At 49.0% G+C, this 15856-nt stretch carries 16 protein-coding genes; 8 read left to right on the plus strand and 8 right to left on the minus strand.

From position 1 onward, the window contains the following. Positions 1-79: 79 nt before the first annotated feature. Positions 80-1390 carry an aminotransferase class I/II-fold pyridoxal phosphate-dependent enzyme gene (locus GNE05_RS02155; protein ID WP_025650007.1) on the plus strand — a complete coding sequence of 437 codons (1311 nt, stop codon included), beginning with the start codon at positions 80-82 and terminating at the stop codon, positions 1388-1390. 34 nt (positions 1391-1424) lie between these two features. Here GNE05_RS02155 and GNE05_RS02160 read toward each other — a convergent pair whose 3' ends face one another. The 6 genes from GNE05_RS02160 to GNE05_RS02185 form a co-directional block, all read right to left on the minus strand. After that, on the minus strand, positions 1425-2099 hold the full coding sequence (locus GNE05_RS02160; RefSeq protein ID WP_007410244.1) for a 4'-phosphopantetheinyl transferase family protein: 675 nt from the start codon (positions 2097-2099) through the stop codon (positions 1425-1427). 98 nt (positions 2100-2197) lie between these two features. Continuing rightward, positions 2198-2809: a YczE/YyaS/YitT family protein gene (locus GNE05_RS02165; RefSeq protein ID WP_014416881.1), complete on the minus strand. Its 612-nt coding sequence runs from the start codon at positions 2807-2809 to the stop codon at positions 2198-2200. 117 nt (positions 2810-2926) lie between these two features. Continuing rightward, on the minus strand, positions 2927-3670 hold the full coding sequence (gene tcyC / locus GNE05_RS02170) for a cystine ABC transporter ATP-binding protein TcyC (RefSeq protein WP_021495131.1): 744 nt from the start codon (positions 3668-3670) through the stop codon (positions 2927-2929). Positions 3671-3682: 12 nt separating this feature from the next. Further along, entirely contained in the window at positions 3683-4387 is a 705-nt protein-coding gene (locus tag GNE05_RS02175; protein WP_003156375.1) for an amino acid ABC transporter permease, read from the minus strand. Further along, positions 4374-5171 (minus strand): cystine ABC transporter substrate-binding lipoprotein TcyA, encoded by a 798-nt coding sequence (gene tcyA, locus GNE05_RS02180; RefSeq protein ID WP_003156373.1) that lies wholly within the window; start codon positions 5169-5171, stop codon positions 4374-4376. Before tcyA ends, GNE05_RS02175 begins: the two co-directional genes overlap by 14 nt. 129 nt (positions 5172-5300) lie before the next feature. Then, complete coding sequence (locus tag GNE05_RS02185) at positions 5301-6173, minus strand: LysR family transcriptional regulator (protein ID WP_127070444.1); 873 nt, start codon at positions 6171-6173, stop codon at positions 5301-5303. A 91-nt stretch (positions 6174-6264) separates the two neighbouring features. Here GNE05_RS02185 and GNE05_RS02190 point away from each other — a divergent pair, with 91 nt between their 5' ends. The 4 genes from GNE05_RS02190 to GNE05_RS02205 are packed head-to-tail and all read left to right on the plus strand — an operon-like array spanning position 6265 to position 9009. Continuing rightward, on the plus strand, positions 6265-6879 hold the full coding sequence (locus GNE05_RS02190) for a non-oxidative hydroxyarylic acid decarboxylases subunit B (protein WP_160182382.1): 615 nt from the start codon (positions 6265-6267) through the stop codon (positions 6877-6879). Between the two features lie 2 nt (positions 6880-6881). Further along, entirely contained in the window at positions 6882-8303 is a 1422-nt protein-coding gene (bsdC, locus tag GNE05_RS02195; protein WP_012116784.1) for a phenolic acid decarboxylase BsdC, read from the plus strand. Positions 8304-8320: 17 nt separating this feature from the next. Further along, positions 8321-8548: a non-oxidative hydroxyarylic acid decarboxylases subunit D gene (locus tag GNE05_RS02200; protein WP_007410250.1), complete on the plus strand. Its 228-nt coding sequence runs from the start codon at positions 8321-8323 to the stop codon at positions 8546-8548. Further along, positions 8548-9009, plus strand: a complete 462-nt coding sequence (locus GNE05_RS02205; RefSeq protein WP_160182383.1) for a pyridoxamine 5'-phosphate oxidase family protein — start codon at positions 8548-8550, stop codon at positions 9007-9009. The genes GNE05_RS02200 and GNE05_RS02205 overlap by 1 nt, the downstream gene beginning before the upstream one ends. Positions 9010-9051: 42 nt before the next feature. Here the strand turns inward: GNE05_RS02205 and GNE05_RS02210 are convergent, their stop codons facing one another. Then, entirely contained in the window at positions 9052-10530 is a 1479-nt protein-coding gene (locus tag GNE05_RS02210) for a peptide MFS transporter (RefSeq protein ID WP_160182384.1), read from the minus strand. Between the two features lie 278 nt (positions 10531-10808). On the opposite strand from GNE05_RS02210, the gene GNE05_RS02215 reads away from it, so the two are divergent. Continuing rightward, on the plus strand, positions 10809-12554 hold the full coding sequence (locus GNE05_RS02215; RefSeq protein ID WP_160182385.1) for a right-handed parallel beta-helix repeat-containing protein: 1746 nt from the start codon (positions 10809-10811) through the stop codon (positions 12552-12554). A 92-nt stretch (positions 12555-12646) separates the two neighbouring features. On the opposite strand, the gene GNE05_RS02220 is transcribed toward GNE05_RS02215, so the two are convergent. Then, entirely contained in the window at positions 12647-12868 is a 222-nt protein-coding gene (locus GNE05_RS02220) for a YczF family membrane protein (RefSeq protein ID WP_014720711.1), read from the minus strand. A gap of 121 nt (positions 12869-12989) precedes the next feature. On the opposite strand from GNE05_RS02220, the gene gerKA reads away from it, so the two are divergent. After that, positions 12990-14630, plus strand: a complete 1641-nt coding sequence (gene gerKA, locus GNE05_RS02225) for a spore germination protein GerKA (RefSeq protein WP_014416889.1) — start codon at positions 12990-12992, stop codon at positions 14628-14630. Beyond that, on the plus strand, positions 14617-15843 hold the full coding sequence (locus GNE05_RS02230) for a Ger(x)C family spore germination protein (protein ID WP_022552581.1): 1227 nt from the start codon (positions 14617-14619) through the stop codon (positions 15841-15843). The genes gerKA and GNE05_RS02230 overlap by 14 nt, the downstream gene beginning before the upstream one ends. Positions 15844-15856: the final 13 nt, after the last annotated feature.

Here is a 15856-nt window from a genome sequence, read left to right on the forward strand (position 1 = left end):
TCCGCCCGTGAGTTTTCTCATTTATCAAAAATTTTATGTTATGATTTGATGGAATATAATTTTGAAGGGATTGTCGTACATGAATGATGCAGCAAAAGAGCTGAACAGAACATTATCTGAAGAAAACCCGTACGTGCTTCATATGCTTTCTGATTTGGGCAGAGAGTTGTTTTATCCGAAAGGGGTGCTGACACAATCGGCGGAAGCGAAAGCCAAGGCCGGAAAGTATAATGCCACGATCGGGATTGCCACCTCACAAGGCGAGTCCATGCACTTTTCCCATATTCAAGAGACACTGTCCGCCTATAACCCCGATGATATCTACGATTATGCTCCGCCGCAGGGAAAAGAGCCGCTCAGACAGGAATGGCTGAAAAAAATGCGTCTCGAAAATCCTTCATTAGCCGGCAAAGACATCAGCACGCCGATCGTGACAAACGCTTTAACACACGGGCTGAGCATTGCCGCCGACTTGTTCGTCAATGAAGGGGATGCGCTGCTTCTGCCTGATAAATATTGGGGAAATTACAATTTCATTTTCGGTGTCCGGCGCAAGGCATCCATTGAGACGTACCCGCTTTTTCAGCAGGATGGGCGTTTTAATGCGGCGGGGCTGTCCGAGCTGCTGAAAAAGCAGAAAGAAAAGGCGATTGTTGTGCTGAATTTCCCGAATAATCCGACAGGCTATACGCCGGGGGAAGAGGAAGCGTCAGAAATCGTCAGCGTGATTCTGGAGGCGGCGGAGGCCGGCAAAGAGATTGTCGTGCTCGTAGATGATGCGTATTACAATCTGTTTTACGATGAAACGGCCATTCAGGAATCCATCTTCAGCAAACTCGCCCAAGTGCACGACCGGGTGCTTTGCGTGAAAATAGACGGCGCGACGAAGGAAAATTACGCATGGGGATTCCGCGTCGGTTTTATTACGTACAGCACAAAAAGCGAAAAAGCGCTGCGCGTGCTCGAGGAAAAAACAAAAGGGATTATCAGGGGAACGATTTCAAGCGCCCCGCACCCGTCCCAAACATTCATGCTTCGGGCGATGCAGTCACCGGAATACGAGAAAGAAAAATCGCTGAAATATAACATCATGAAAAAACGGGCTGACAAAGTGAAAGCCGTTCTTGCAGAAAACAAGCATTATGAAGACGTATGGACGCCTTATCCGTTTAACTCGGGCTATTTCATGTGTGTCCGGCTGAAAGACATAAACGCCGGCGAATTGAGAGTGTCGTTGCTTGAAAAGAGAGGAATCGGAACGATATCCATTAATGAAACCGATTTGCGAATCGCATTTTCATGTGTTGAAGAAGAACACATCGCGGATCTGTTCGAAGAAATTTATCAAGAAGCAAAGCAGCTGCAGAAACAGGCGGAAATATCAGGCTGACAAAAAAGGAGGGGACACCCTCCTTTTTCTATGCTTACAGCAGCTCTTCATACGTTTTCATCTCAATCCCGTCACAAAAATCGGGATGCGCCGCACAAACGGCCAGCTTATACTCCTCGTCCGCCTCATATGTGCGGATGAAACAAGGTTCATGTCCGTCCGGGAGCTCAATGGACACATGGCCGTCGTCTTTAAGGCGGACGCTGAATGAATCAAGCGGCAGGGAAAGCCCTTTTCCGGCCTGCTTGATAAAGCTTTCTTTCATCGACCACAGGTGGTAAAAATAATCGGTCTGCTGATCGGGGTGTTTCGCTTGCAGATCACTGTATTCCGTCGGTGAAAAAAACCGTTTGGCGATATCAATCGTGCCGGGCTTCATTTTTTCAATATCAATGCCGATCGGTTTTGAATCAACGGCACACACGATCCAGCGCCCGGAGTGGGAAATGTTAAAGTGCATGTCCGGAAGCGCGGGGATGTACGGCTTTCCGTATTCCTGGACGCTGAATGAAATCCCGGCCGGATCAAGTCCGTAAGCCTTCGCCGCAGCGGTGCGGATCAGCATGTCGCCGATCAAGGTGCGGTGAGCATCCTCCTTATGGTAAAAGCGCCGGCATTTTTCCCGCTTTTCGGCGGACACGGCCGCCATCATCCGATCCTCTTCCCCTGCAGAAAGCGGGCGGTCCATATATACTCCGTAAATCTTCATGTCCAGATCCTCCGTCTGAAAATATTGTCAAAACCATCCTATCATATCAGACGAAAGCTGTCCGAAAATAAAAAAACAAAACCGTTTCGGCTTTGTTTTTAATGAACGGACGTTGCCCGCCCGGAGATCGCGTATGTTAACAGTTTAGAGGACTGCGGCAAAGAAAAACGCAGAATCAGCCCCGTCAAAACAGCCGTAATAATGGTTCCGGCGCCGATCGGTCCGCCCATCATCCAGGCTGCGGCAAGAATCGTCAGCTCAATGCCGTTCCGCACCCATTGTACGTTCCAGCCCGTTTTTTCAGATATCAGCATCATCAGAGAGTCCCGGGGGCCCGCGCCGAGCCCTGCTGATACGTAAATACCGACGCCGCAGCCGATCAGCAGCAATCCGATAGAAAAGAACACGGCCGCTAAGGAAAAAGCGTGCGCCTCAGGAAGCAGAAACGAAAAGAAATCAATAAACATTCCCATCAGCACCATGTTTAAGATAGCACCGATTTTCGGGAGCGTCCTCGTGAACAGGCAGGTTAAAGCGACGATGACCGCGCCGACCACGATGGACCATTGGCCGACAGAAAGCCCGAAATGCTGAAAAAGCCCATAATGAAAGGCATCCCAAGGGCTGATGCCGAGAGCTTTTCCTTTAATGGTTAACGATACCCCGAAAGACAAAATCAACAGACCGGCAAAATAAAACGTCCAGCGCATCCAGAATTCCCGCTTCAAAGAGGTCCCTTCTTTCATAAAATTTCATTAATTGTCATTGTAGCATAACCGCCAAAAAAAAGAAGAAGCGAAATCAGTGTTTCGCTTCTTCTCCCGCTCCTACAAAGGATTCAGTATACGATTTAAAAACCGCTGCGTGCGTTCTTCTTTCGGCGCGGAAAAAATGTGGGCCGGCGGTCCTTGTTCCACAATGACGCCGCCGTCAATGAAGATGACTTCATCGGCCACTTCCTGCGCGAATTTGATTTCATGCGTGACGACAACCATCGTCCAGCCTTCGTTCGCCAGATCCTTAATCACTTTGAGCACCTCGCCGACCAGCTCCGGATCAAGCGCTGATGTCGGTTCGTCAAACAGCATCAGCTCGGGCTGAATCGCAAGCGCGCGGGCGATGCCGACCCGCTGCTGCTGACCGCCGGAAAGCTGGAACGGATATAAATCCATTTTGTCTTTCAGTCCGACTTTTTCCAGAAGCTCCATCGCTTCTTTTCTGACTTGCTCCTTGTCGCGCTTTTGCACTTGAATGGGTCCTTCCATGACGTTTTCAAGCGCCGTGCGGTGAGGAAACAGATGATACGCCTGAAAGACCATGCCTGATTTGCGGCGGAGGCGAAGAATATCAGCCTGCTTCACTTTTTTGGAGAAATCTATTGCAAAATCGGAGAATGCCAGCTCGCCGCGATTGGGGATCTCAAGCGCGTTCAGACAGCGCAGAAGCGTCGTTTTTCCTGAACCGGACGGTCCCAGAATGGCGATGACTTTCCCTTTTTCTATCTCCATATCTATCTTTTTTAAAATTTCATTCTGTCCGAATGATTTATTTAATCCTTTGACGGAAAGCATATCGAAACCTCCTTATTTGGCCACATAACGGTCGAGACGCCGTTCGATCACGTGCTGTACGATTGACAGCAAGAAGCAGATGATCCAATAAATAAAGGCGGCTTCAATATAGATGACCAAGATTTGATCAAGGTTTTGCGCGCCGATTTCCTGCGCTTTTCTGAACAGCTCCGCGACGAGAATCTGTGACGCGAGAGATGTATCCTTGATCAGGCTGATAAATGTATTTGATAATGGCGGAATGGACACGCGAAACGCCTGCGGCAGGATCACGCGGAACAATGTCTTGCGATAGGTCATGCCGATCGTATAACCGGCTTCCCATTGCCCTTTCGGCACGGATGAAATAGATGCCCGGATGATTTCAGAAGCATAGGCGCCCACGTTTAATGAAAACGCGATGACTGCGCTTGGGAAAGGGTCCAGCGTAATATTAAATGTCGGGAACAGATAAAAAATGATGAACAATTGAACGAGAAGAGGAGTGCCGCGCACCGCTGATACGTATACGCTGAACACCCATCTCAATGGTTTCATATTTGACATTCTGGCGAGCGCCGTAATCAGCGCGATGATCATTCCGAAAATAAAGGAAAGAATGGTAAGGGGAATCGAGTAATAGATTCCCCCGGAAAGAATCGGCCAGAATGACTGCTGCACCAAATCCCACGGAATGGCTGTTGCAATCACGGGTTCCGGCATGTTACTTAGAAACATCTTCGCCGAACCATTTTTTCGCTATTTTAGAAAGAGTCCCGTCCTCTTTCATTTCTTTTAACGCTTTGTTGACGTGAGTCACAAGTTCACCGCTTCCTTTTCGGAATGCGAAATACGTCTGCTGCGGCTGGCCTGCTTCAAACGCGATTTTCACGTTTTTATTGCCGGACGTTTTTAAGTAGTTCAGTACGGCTAGCTTATCATTGTAAGTCAGATCAGCGCGGCCCTGCTGAATGAGCTGAAGGGATTGCGCCATGCCTTCAACGCCTTCAATTTTCGCGCCGGCTTCTTTCGCTAATTTATTGTAATTGCTTGTTAATGACTGAGCCGCTGTTTTTCCTTTGACATCAGCCTCTTTCGCAATCGTGCTGTCTTTTTTCGTCACGACGACTGCATTTGACGTTGTGTATTTATCAGAAAAATCATATTGGTTCTCACGGCCTGTTTTGCCGACTTGGTTGGCGACGACGTCAAACCGTTTCGCGTTTAATCCGGCAAACATGCTGTCCCATTGTGTTTCCTTAAAGTCAGCTTTCAGACCGAGGCGTTTCGCGACTTCTTGAATCACTTCAACATCATATCCGGTCAGTTTGTCAGTCTTTTTATCATGGAAGGTAAACGGTTCGTACGTTCCTTCTGTGCCGACGGTCAGTACGCCTTTTTTCTTGACAGAAGCCCAAAGATCGCCGTCTTTTGACTTAGATCCGCTGTCCTGTGAGTTTCCGCAGGCTGCAAGCATTGCGATGCTGACCATCATGAACAAAGCGAATAATGCTTTTTTCATCTTCTTTATTCCCCACTTTTCTGAGTAGTTTTATTGAGAAAAAATAGCTCCCAATTGTAAAGGATAACTTTTTTTTAGTATGAGTCAAGTAATTGGTTTTCATAAGCGGGAATTCTTCGTGTTCCGAGATCAAAATAATTCCAAAAACTGTCTGACCGGCTTCGGCAGATAGCTGTCTTTTCTCCAGATGACGGCCGGTGTCATGACAAACGGGTTGTCTTCGATGATAACCGTTTTGACATGCGAACGCATATGGACGGGAATCATCGTCAAAGGCAGAATTGTGGCGCCGAACCCTGATGATACGAGGCTCAAGAGCGTCGCGGAGTCATGGCATTCACAGACAACCTGAAGGTCGAGACCATACTGTTCACAAACTTGGAGGACTTGGTCATACACACCTCTTCCATTGACGGTGCGCAAAAGGATCAAAGGCAAAGAGGCGATGTCATTCAGTTTAATCGTTTCTCCGCACAGTCGTTTTGAATGCTCGGACAGCACCAATACACACGGAATGTCTTCAAGCTCCTTCGATTCAATTCCGTCGTTTTTAATCAAGGTGGTGGTGACGGCGGCGTCAATCTGCCGGGTTTCCAGAAGCTCGAGCAGTGAGACGGGCTCATCTTCCCAAATGTTAAAGGTGAGATGCGGAAACCGCTCTTTCATCTGTGACACTTTCTCAAGCATGAGCGCTGCGCAGTAAATGGTTGACCCGACGGCAAGTGTCCCGGCCACCGCCTCCTTCAGCTCTTGTACCTCGATAATGGCATCCTCAAACTTATGAAGAATCTCTTTCGCTCTTTTCAAAAAGACATTTCCTTCATATGTAAGGGTCATTTGTTTCTTTTTATTGCGGTCAAACAGAATGACGCCCAATTCTTCTTCGAGCTGTTTCAGCTGTCTGCTTAAAGGCGGCTGTGCCATATGAAGCTTTTTGGCGGCCGTCGTGATTTTCTGCTCTTGGGCAATGGTGATGAAATAACGCAATTGCCGGATATCCATGAGAACGCGCTCCTTTCTTTTATACCTTTAAGGTATGATACATAGATTTAACGAATATTTTTCATATGGATATATCAGGAGTATGATGGTTTTGACACCACATTTCAAGCGTAAAGGAGGGGTCAATATGAAGCTCGTCATCGGAATGACCGGGGCAACGGGAGCCATATTCGGGATCAGGCTTTTAGAATATTTAAAAGCCGCGGAGATCGAAACCCATCTTGTCGTGTCTCCTTGGGCAAATGTCACCATTACACATGAAACCGATTATACGTTAAAAGATGTCGAGAAACTCGCATCCTATACGTATTCTCACAAAGACCAAGCGGCGGCGATTTCAAGCGGCTCGTTTGAAACGGACGGGATGATCATCGCTCCTTGCAGCATGAAATCACTGGCAAGCATCCGCACCGGAATGGCTGACAATCTGCTGACAAGGGCGGCTGACGTCATCTTGAAGGAGCGGAAAAAACTTGTGCTGCTGACAAGAGAAACGCCGCTCAGCCAAATTCATTTAGAAAATATGCTAGCGCTTACAAAAATGGGTTCCGTCATTCTTCCGCCGATGCCGGCATTTTATAACAAGCCGGCTGACATGGATGAATTGATCGACCATATTGTGTTCCGGACGCTCGATCAGTTCGGCATCCGTCTGCCGGAAGCGAAACGGTGGTACGGAATTGAAAAACAAAAAGGAGGAACCTGATAATGGCCTATCAGGATTTTAGGGAATTTCTCGCCGCTCTTGAAAAAGAAGGGCAGCTCTTAACAGTCAACGAAGAGGTGAAACCGGAGCCGGATCTGGGCGCCGCCGCGCGTGCAGCCAGCAATCTCGGGGATAAAACCCCTGCGCTTTTGTTTAACAATATTTACGGACATCACCATGCGCAGGTGGCTCTGAATGTCATCGGCTCGTGGCCGAATCACGCGATGATGCTCGGCATGCCGAAAGATACGCCGGTAAAGGAACAATTCTTTGAGTTCGCCAAACGGTACGATGCATTTCCGGTACCGGTCAAGCGGGAAGAAACCGCGCCGTTTCATGAAAATGAAATAACGGAAGATATCAATCTATTTGACATCCTTCCGCTATTCAGAATCAACCAGGGGGACGGCGGCTACTATTTGGATAAAGCGTGCGTCATTTCCCGCGATCTTGAAGATCCGGACAATTTCGGCAAGCAGAATGTCGGTATTTACAGAATGCAGGTAAAGGGAAAAGACCGCCTCGGCATTCAGCCCGTGCCTCAGCATGATATTGCGATTCATCTTCGCCAAGCTGAAGAACGCGGCGTGAATCTTCCCGTTACGATCGCGCTCGGCTGTGAGCCGGTGATTACGACAGCTGCGTCAACTCCGCTGTTATACGATCAATCCGAGTATGAAATGGCCGGCGCGATTCAAGGGGAGCCCTACAGAATCGTCAAATCTAAACTGTCTGATTTAGACATCCCTTGGGGCGCTGAAGTCGTTCTGGAAGGAGAGATCCTTGCGGGAGAACGGGAATACGAAGGACCTTTCGGTGAGTTCACGGGCCATTATTCAGGCGGCCGCAGCATGCCGGTGATCAAAATCAAACGGGTATATCATAGAAACAATCCGATTTTTGAACATTTATACTTAGGCATGCCGTGGACGGAGTGCGATTATATGATCGGCATTAATACGTGCGTGCCGCTTTACCAGCAGCTCAAGGAAGCTTATCCGAACGAAATTGTCGCCGTGAACGCGATGTATACGCACGGCCTGATCGCCATCATTTCAACGAAAACGCGCTACGGCGGATTTGCCAAGGCGGTCGGCATGCGCGCCCTGACCACGCCGCACGGACTCGGCTACTGCAAAATGGTCATTGTCGTGGATGAGGATGTCGATCCGTTTAACCTGCCGCAAGTCATGTGGGCGCTCTCAACGAAAATGCATCCGAAACACGATGCAGTCATCATTCCTGACCTGTCCGTCCTTCCGCTTGACCCGGGGTCTGATCCGGCAGGGATGACACACAAAATGATTCTTGACGCCACGACGCCTGTCGCGCCGGAAACAAGAGGCCATTATTCGCAGCCGCTTGATTCTCCGCTGACAACGAAAGAGTGGGAACAAAAACTGATGGACTTAATGAATCAATAAGAAAGGATGAGGTTGCAATGAAAACATGCCCGCGCTGTGAATCGAAAAAAGGAGAAACCGTCAGCCAATCGCCGGTCAAAGGCGCCTGGGAAATTTACCAATGCCAAACCTGCTTTTTCACATGGAGATCCTGTGAACCGGAAAGCATCACGAATCCGGCGGCATTCAACCCGGCATTTAAAATTGATCCGAAAGAAACGGAGACGGCCGCACATGTTCCCGCTGTTCCGGAAAGAAAAGCGTAATGCTGACGGAGCACTTGCCCGAGGCGCTTTACACGCTTTTAGACGGGATGGAGCTTGAAAAAAAGCAGCACGACGCATTTGTGCTCCAATCCGTGACAAAAGAAGGCCGTCCGCACGCGGCCATGATCAGCGCCGGTGAAATCGTGGCCGTGAGCAAAACAAATCTCCGGCTCGCCTTATGGAAAAACACGACGACCGTAAGAAGCCTTCTGCATTCGGGACAAGCTCTTTTCATCGCCTGGCACGGAGGAGCCGCATATTACGTCACATTGGAATGTGAGGCGCTTCCGCCGCTGAAAGAGGCGAAACACGAGCGGGAACAGTTTAGCTGCCGCGTGATCACCGTCAAGGAAGATCGGGCGAAATACGCGGATCTGACATCCGGACCGGCCATCCAGCTCCACGAACCGGAAGATGTCTTGAAGAGATGGAGAGAAACACTTGAGGAGTTAAAACGATAGACGCATAAAAAAAGCCTGCGGACGATTCCGCAGGCTTTTCTTTTATTGTACGCCTTTCATCGCCCGTTTAATGACGGGAGACAGAAGAATCAAAATAATACCGAGAATGATCGAAACAAGACCGATTGAGCCGAAGTAGGCCGCTTCAGAAATCTTATCAAACAAACCGACTACTTTTGCGTTCAGGGCTTGACCGCAGGCGTTTGTTAAAAACCACATGCTCATCGTCTGCGCTGAGAAAGCGGCAGGCGCAAGTTTTGTTGTGACGGATAAACCGACCGGTGAAAGGCAAAGCTCACCAAGCACAACCAAAAGGAAGCTGAGCACAAGCCAAAGCGGGCTCACAAGCTCGCCGCTTCCGCCCATAACCGGAAGCACCATGACTAAAAATGATAATCCGGCAAGGATAATGCCGATCGCGAATTTAATCGGTGTTGAAGGCTGGCGTTTGCCGAGCTTCATCCAGATCCAGGCGAACACCGGCGCGAAAATAACAATGAATAATGGGTTCAGAGACTGGAACCATGAAGACTCAAGATGCATGCCCGCAAAGGAAAGTCTCGTGCGCTGATCCGCATATAAAGCAAGAATCGTCGCGCCCTGCTCCTGAATCGCCCAGAACATTGCCGCTGCAACAAACAGCGGAACATAAGCCGCAAGCCGTGATTTTTCCGTTTTCGTCGCTTTTTTGCTCGTGAACATCACGATAAAGTAAATAACCGGAATGACAATGCCGAGGATACTGACGGTGTCAATCACACGCTGGATCGTCAGCCAGCCGGTTTGGATCAGAACGATGATAACGGCTGCTGCGATGACCACTCCGATTCCCGTGCCGATCACTGATGATTTAGAAATCGGATTCGGTACATTGGAGCCTGCTTTGCCGAGGTATTTCTTTCTCGTAAGAGCGAAAACAATCAGTCCGAGGAACATACCGGCCGCGGCGCATCCGAAGCCTAAGTGGTAGTTGTACTTCTGTCCGAGTGTTCCGACAATTAGCGGCGCAAGCAATCCGCCGAGGTTGATCCCCATGTAAAAGATGCTGAAACCTGAGTCGCGGCGCTCGTCTTCCTTCGTATATAAATCTCCGACAACGCTGGATACGTTTGGTTTAAGCAGGCCGGTTCCGATAATGATCAGAGCCATGCTGGTAAAAAACGCCGCCGTGCTGCCAGGGAAGGCAAGAGCGATGTGCCCGAACATAATTAAAATTCCGCCGTAAAATACGGTGTTTGCCGTGCCGAATACCCGGTCGGCCAGCCATCCGCCGATGACGCTCGACATGTATACGAGAGACCCGTATATGGACATGATGGCAACTGCGGTCGTTTTATCAAAGCCGAGACCGCCATGAGCGACTTCCGTGTATAAATAGTAAAGCAATATGGCTCTCATACCATAGTAGGAGAAACGCTCCCAAAATTCGGTGAAAAACAGTGTTAACAAGCCGCGGGGATGACCGAAAAAGCCTCGTTGCGGCACAGTTTCTGTTATAGAGTCCTTATCAATAGATGCCACCTGAGCCAACCCTTTCTTAAAAAAGTGTATTACAAAAATCATATTCTTATATAATACTTGTGTCAATATAATTTATACTGAATTCAAAAAATTCCAGAATGAAAAGATATTAAAACGTTGAATATAGACGAATTTTCCTAATTCCAATGACTTATTTTGTTATATTATCTGACTAAACTATCTTTATAAACTTTTTTAATAAAATTTAAAGTATGTACAGGCGGAGCGGGATATGGCGGAATAAGATGACAATAAGAGAGGAAGGAGGAGATTATCACTTGTCGAATCGTATATTGGATATTACGGATTGCGGTGTGGCGGCAGACGGAAAAACCGACGTGACGGGCGCCATCAACCAATGCTTGGCCAGGGCCGTAAGCGAAGGCTGTCATACGGTGTTTTTTCCGCCCGGAACGTATAAAATCAACGGCACGCTTGGCGGGGACAGCAGCCAGCCGTTTCGGAACGCCGGGATTAACGTGCCGAGCCATCTCACCATCGTTTTAGATCCGGAATGCACGATTAAAGTGGCGCCGAACAGCTCCTGGGGCTATTCGGCTTTCTATATAGGCAGGCGTGAAAATGTCACCATCACCGGCGGCCGGATCATCGGCGAACGGGATGAACACACGTATACCAATGTCCCTTTGCGGTCGACCCATGAATGGGGGTTTGGAATCTGTATTGAAGGCAGCAGCAATGTGCTGATCGAAAATGTGAAGATTTCGGATTTTACGGGAGACGGCATAATTGTCAGCCCGCTCGGGTTAAAAACAAACAGTGATTACGAAACTTCAGAACAGGTGACCATCCGCCGCTGTGAGATCAGGCAGTCAAGGCGGAACAACATTTCAATCACCGGCTGCCATACCGTTACGGTGGAAGAATGCGTGATTGAAGACGCCGGGCAAGGGAACGGAACGGCTCCGAAATTCGGAATCGATATTGAATCGTACGGAGAAGGCGATATTGATTATGAAGAAGCTCTTCATATTACGGTCCGCAACAACTTCTTTTCCGGAAACGCCGCAAGCTCAGTCACCAACTTTAACGGATATAATGTGTTAATTGAAGGAAATCATTCCGATAACACAATCAGCTACGGGTATGGGGCACATACCGTCATTTCGGGGAATGTTTTCTTTCGGTCAGACGGCGGCTCAAGGACCGCAGTCGCCGGACAAGGTGTGTCACAAGGACAGGACAGCAGCAATGCCGTCATTTCCAACAATCTGATTACCGGTTTTTCCACCGGAATAGATGTAAGGGGAAAAAGCGTCCTCGTCACCCATAACAAAATCAATCAATTTGAAAATACGGGCATTTCCGTCTATCAGGCAGAAGATGTGACCGTTGACGGCAATGTCATTGAAAACGGACGTTCCGAAACGAGACGAAGCACGGGGATGCGGGCGACGCTGTCGGAAAACGCCGTCTTTATGAATAACACTCTGAATCAGGTGACAGACGGAATCAGCATGTCGGCCGGCAATATCACCGTAAAACAAAATGTGCTGACATCGTTCAGCCGGGGCATATGGGTCACAGGCGGAAATGCCGTTATTGAAGGAAATACGCTGATTCCGAATGCGTATCAGGGCGCCGCGGAGTCCTATGCCGTATCTGTGACAAATGATGCCGGGGCTGTCATCAAGGGAAATCTCTTCAAAAGCTACAAAAACTATCCCGTGTTCAGTTCAACATCCTCGGGAACCTCTGTCATCAGCAACCGCTTTGAATCATCACCGCTTATCGTTACCGTGTATCTGAACTCAGGCACGCATGAAGTCATAGACAATACGCTCACGATCAATCGAACGGCGGGCAGCCCGATCGGCATCTATCTGAACGGAGCCTCCAATTCCCTCGTGTCGGGCAATACCATCAACAACCTTTCCGCCGCTTCTGCTTCCGCCATCCAAACCAATTCCTCCGTAAGTACTAAAATCATCGGCAACCGCATTATCAAAGGCGTCATTGTGAAACACACGACAGATACGGAAAGCGGAAATATCCTCATCTGAAAACAATCTGCGCCGGAAACATAAAAAGAACACATGAACTCCGAAAGAAGGAGGGATGTGTTCTTTTTTGACACAATACAGCCGTGCGCCTGTCAGGCATCTTTTTTACCTGATTTATATAAAACGATCATTTCTCTGATTAAAAAGAGGGCGAATAAAAACAGCATCAGCCATTCTGAGAAGGTGGTCAATTTAAAAGCGGACAGGTTGTTTTGGACCGCTCCATAGAAACTGAAACCTTGCAGCATATCCATCGTCACTGAAATGATCAGACAGGCAGCAAGCAAAAAAAATGAAACCCCCAATATTTTCATGCGCATCACTCTCCCTTTTTATCCTTTTCGATTACGCAGAACTTATACAGACTTTCCGCCGTGCATAATCTTTTGCCGTACAGGAAGAATATGAAAAAAACGAGGAAAGGTTTTTTGCGATATGCCGCCATTTTTTAAGCAGAAGAAACAAAAAAAAGCCGATCAAAACGACCGTGACAATGAAGGCAGAAAAGAAGCGGACAGCCAGCCGGACAAAGAGCGGGATGAGCCGATCTCCCTCAGCTTAAAGCAAAATATGAAGAAACTGTCTGAGAGGTTCGGCAACAGTGCCGATGTCGTCATCCGCCGGCTGAAAATCGGAAAAGAAGAGCTTCCGGCCGCAATTGTGTATATCGCCGGTTTGGTAGACGAACAGCTTGTCAGCCAATCCCTTCTGGAGGATTTAATCGACATCCCGTCCGTTCAGCCGGAACAAGCGGTCTGCCTGATATACGATAAAACGCTTGCGATCGGCGGGGTGAAAGAGGAAGAAAAATGGAAAAGTCTTTATGCCGGGCTGGTGGCGGGCAGCACGCTCATTTTTGTCGACGGGGCTGACAAGGCGCTGATCGCCAGCACGGAAGGGGGAGAGCACCGGTCCATTCAAGAGCCGAGCACCCAGGTCTCTTTCCGCGGCCCGCGGCAGGGATTCACTGAATCTCTGCAAACCAATATTTCCATGATCCGCAGGTATGTAAAAACGCCTGATGTATGGGTTGAAAAAATGGAGATCGGACACGAAACGAATACGGATGTCGCGCTGATGTATATTAACGGAATTTGCGATAAAAAGCTGATTAAGGAAGTCCGCAAGCGGCTGAAGCACATTGACATCGACAGCATTCTGGAATCCGGCTACATTGAACAGCTCATTGAAGACGCGCCGTTTTCTGTGTTTCCCACCGTATATCATACAGAGCGGCCGGACGTTGTGGCGGGGAATCTGCTGGAAGGACGATTTGCGATTGTCGTGGACGGAACGCCGTTCGTTCTTCTCGCGCCGGCATTATTTATTCAATTTTTTCAATCCGTTGAGGATTATTATTCACGATTTGATATCGCCACCAGCATCAGGGTGCTGCGGGTTTTGATCTTCTTCATTTCACTGGTGGCGCCGGGGATTTATGTGGCGGCGACGACCTTTCACCAGGAAATGATTCCGACCCAGCTGCTGATTGTCATCGCGGCCCAGCGGGAGACCGTGCCGTTCCCGGCCGTGATTGAAGCGCTGACGATGGAAGTGGCCTTTGAGATTCTCAGGGAGGCGGGTGTCCGGCTTCCGAGAGTTGTCGGCTCCGCTGTTTCCATCGTCGGAGCGCTTGTCATCGGCCAGGCCGCCGTGCAGGCCGGCATCGTCTCCCCGGCCATGGTTATCGTCGTCGCGCTGACGGCGATTGCCAGCTTTGCGACCCCGGCTTTTGACATGGCGATATCTGCGCGGCTGATCCGGTTTCTCTTTATTCTGTCGGCGGCGGTTATGGGATTTTACGGGCTGATTCTGGGCATTATCATGATGTTTGTCCATCTGTGCGGCCTGCGTTCATTCGGATTTCCGTATATGTCCCCGCTCGCTCCTTTAACCCCGGGCGGGCTGAAAGATTCCCTCCTCCGCGCTCCGTTATGGGCGGATGAAAAAAGGCCGGGACTGCTCGTGCAGGAAAACAACAGGCGCCAAGGGGAACATCAAAGACCGAAACCGGAGACATCCAGAGGAATGGTTAATAAAGATGTAGAAGAGGGCGACGGTAATGAAAAGACGTAAATGGATGCTTATCCTTTGTACGATGGTTTCCCTTATGTTTGTATCCGGATGCTGGGATAAAAGGGAGCTGACCGATTTAGCGGTGATCTCCGCCATCGGTATTGACCGGACCGAAACGGGAAAATACGTCCTTCATTTCCAAATTATCAATCCGGGAAATGTGGCCGGCGGTCTGCAGGGCGGCGGAGCGGGAGACCGGCCTCCGGTTTCCGTCTATTCGGTGTCCGGAGACAATATGACGGAAGCTTTGAGAAAAGGCTCGATGAAAGTGTCCAGAAGGCTCTATTTTGCCCATACGAATCTCGTGGTGTTCAGTGAAAAACTGGCGAAAGAGGAAGGGCTCAGTTTTATTCTGGACAATCTTGACCGCGACACCGAATTCAGGACGACCGCAACCGTTGTGATCGCGCATAATTGCAAGGCTGAAGACATTATTAAAGTGCTGACGCCGATTGATAAAATCCCTTCCAATAAAGTGAACAAGACGCTCAGCTTCACGCAGGAACAATACGGCAGGGTCATTAAAACCAGCCTTCAGGACGTTCTGATTGATCTCGCTTCTCCGGCCGGGTCGCCGTTTATTCCGGGTTATGAAATGCACGGAGACGATAAAGCCGGTCCTACGATGGAAAATACGCAGACAACTGAACCGAAAGCAGTGCTGTCAGCGGACGGACTGGCGGTGTTCAAAAAGGATGGGAGGCTGGATTACTGGATTGAGGATGACGACAGTGTGGGGGCTGTATGGCTGCTCAATAGGATCAAGCATACGTTCATCAATGCGGATTGGAAGAACGTGAAGCATGCAATCAGTCTGCAGGTCACCCGCCAGAATACAAAGGTGACGGCCACTTTTCCGAACGGAAAACCGTATATTCACGTGCATGCTCAGGTCGAGGGGCTGGTGGACGCTGTCAGATACCCTTTCCATCTGTCTGATCCGCAAGTGCTGATGACGATGCAAAAGGCGCTCAGCGTGCAGCTTGAGAAAGATATCACCAAATCGATTGAAGATATAAAAGCCCATAAGAATGACTTCGTCGGCTTCGGAGACCTGATCTATCGGAAGCATCCGGACAAATGGAAAAAGTTCAAAGGGAAGTGGGATGAAGAATATTTCCCAAATCTCCCCGTAGATGTCAAAACGGAAGTCATTATCAGAAGAACGGGCTTGCGGAATAATCCTCTCTCAGACAAGCTTGAGCATGATTGATTTGAGGAGAAAG

It is taken from the genome of Bacillus sp. AM1(2019), from assembly GCF_009906915.1.
GTDB classification, from domain to species: Bacteria; Bacillota; Bacilli; order Bacillales; family Bacillaceae; genus Bacillus; species Bacillus velezensis.

Excerpts from the sequence above, each read along its gene's own strand:
- GNE05_RS02220 (WP_014720711.1), bottom strand. The coding sequence starts at position 12,868 with ATGAAAATATTGGGGGTTTCATTTTTTTTGCTTGCTGCCTGTCTGATC.
- GNE05_RS02230 (WP_022552581.1), top strand. The coding sequence starts at position 14,617 with ATGAAAAGACGTAAATGGATGCTTATCCTTTGTACGATGGTTTCCCTT.
- GNE05_RS02160 (WP_007410244.1), bottom strand. The coding sequence starts at position 2,099 with ATGAAGATTTACGGAGTATATATGGACCGCCCGCTTTCTGCAGGGGAA.
- tcyA (WP_003156373.1), bottom strand. The coding sequence starts at position 5,171 with ATGAAAAAAGCATTATTCGCTTTGTTCATGATGGTCAGCATCGCAATG.
- tcyC (WP_021495131.1), bottom strand. The coding sequence starts at position 3,670 with ATGCTTTCCGTCAAAGGATTAAATAAATCATTCGGACAGAATGAAATT.
- GNE05_RS02185 (WP_127070444.1), bottom strand. The coding sequence starts at position 6,173 with ATGGATATCCGGCAATTGCGTTATTTCATCACCATTGCCCAAGAGCAG.
- GNE05_RS02205 (WP_160182383.1), top strand. The coding sequence starts at position 8,548 with ATGCTGACGGAGCACTTGCCCGAGGCGCTTTACACGCTTTTAGACGGG.
- GNE05_RS02165 (WP_014416881.1), bottom strand. The coding sequence starts at position 2,809 with ATGCGCTGGACGTTTTATTTTGCCGGTCTGTTGATTTTGTCTTTCGGG.
- GNE05_RS02155 (WP_025650007.1), top strand. The coding sequence starts at position 80 with ATGAATGATGCAGCAAAAGAGCTGAACAGAACATTATCTGAAGAAAAC.
- GNE05_RS02200 (WP_007410250.1), top strand. The coding sequence starts at position 8,321 with ATGAAAACATGCCCGCGCTGTGAATCGAAAAAAGGAGAAACCGTCAGC.
- GNE05_RS02175 (WP_003156375.1), bottom strand. The coding sequence starts at position 4,387 with ATGTTTCTAAGTAACATGCCGGAACCCGTGATTGCAACAGCCATTCCG.
- bsdC (WP_012116784.1), top strand. The coding sequence starts at position 6,882 with ATGGCCTATCAGGATTTTAGGGAATTTCTCGCCGCTCTTGAAAAAGAA.
- gerKA (WP_014416889.1), top strand. The coding sequence starts at position 12,990 with ATGCCGCCATTTTTTAAGCAGAAGAAACAAAAAAAAGCCGATCAAAAC.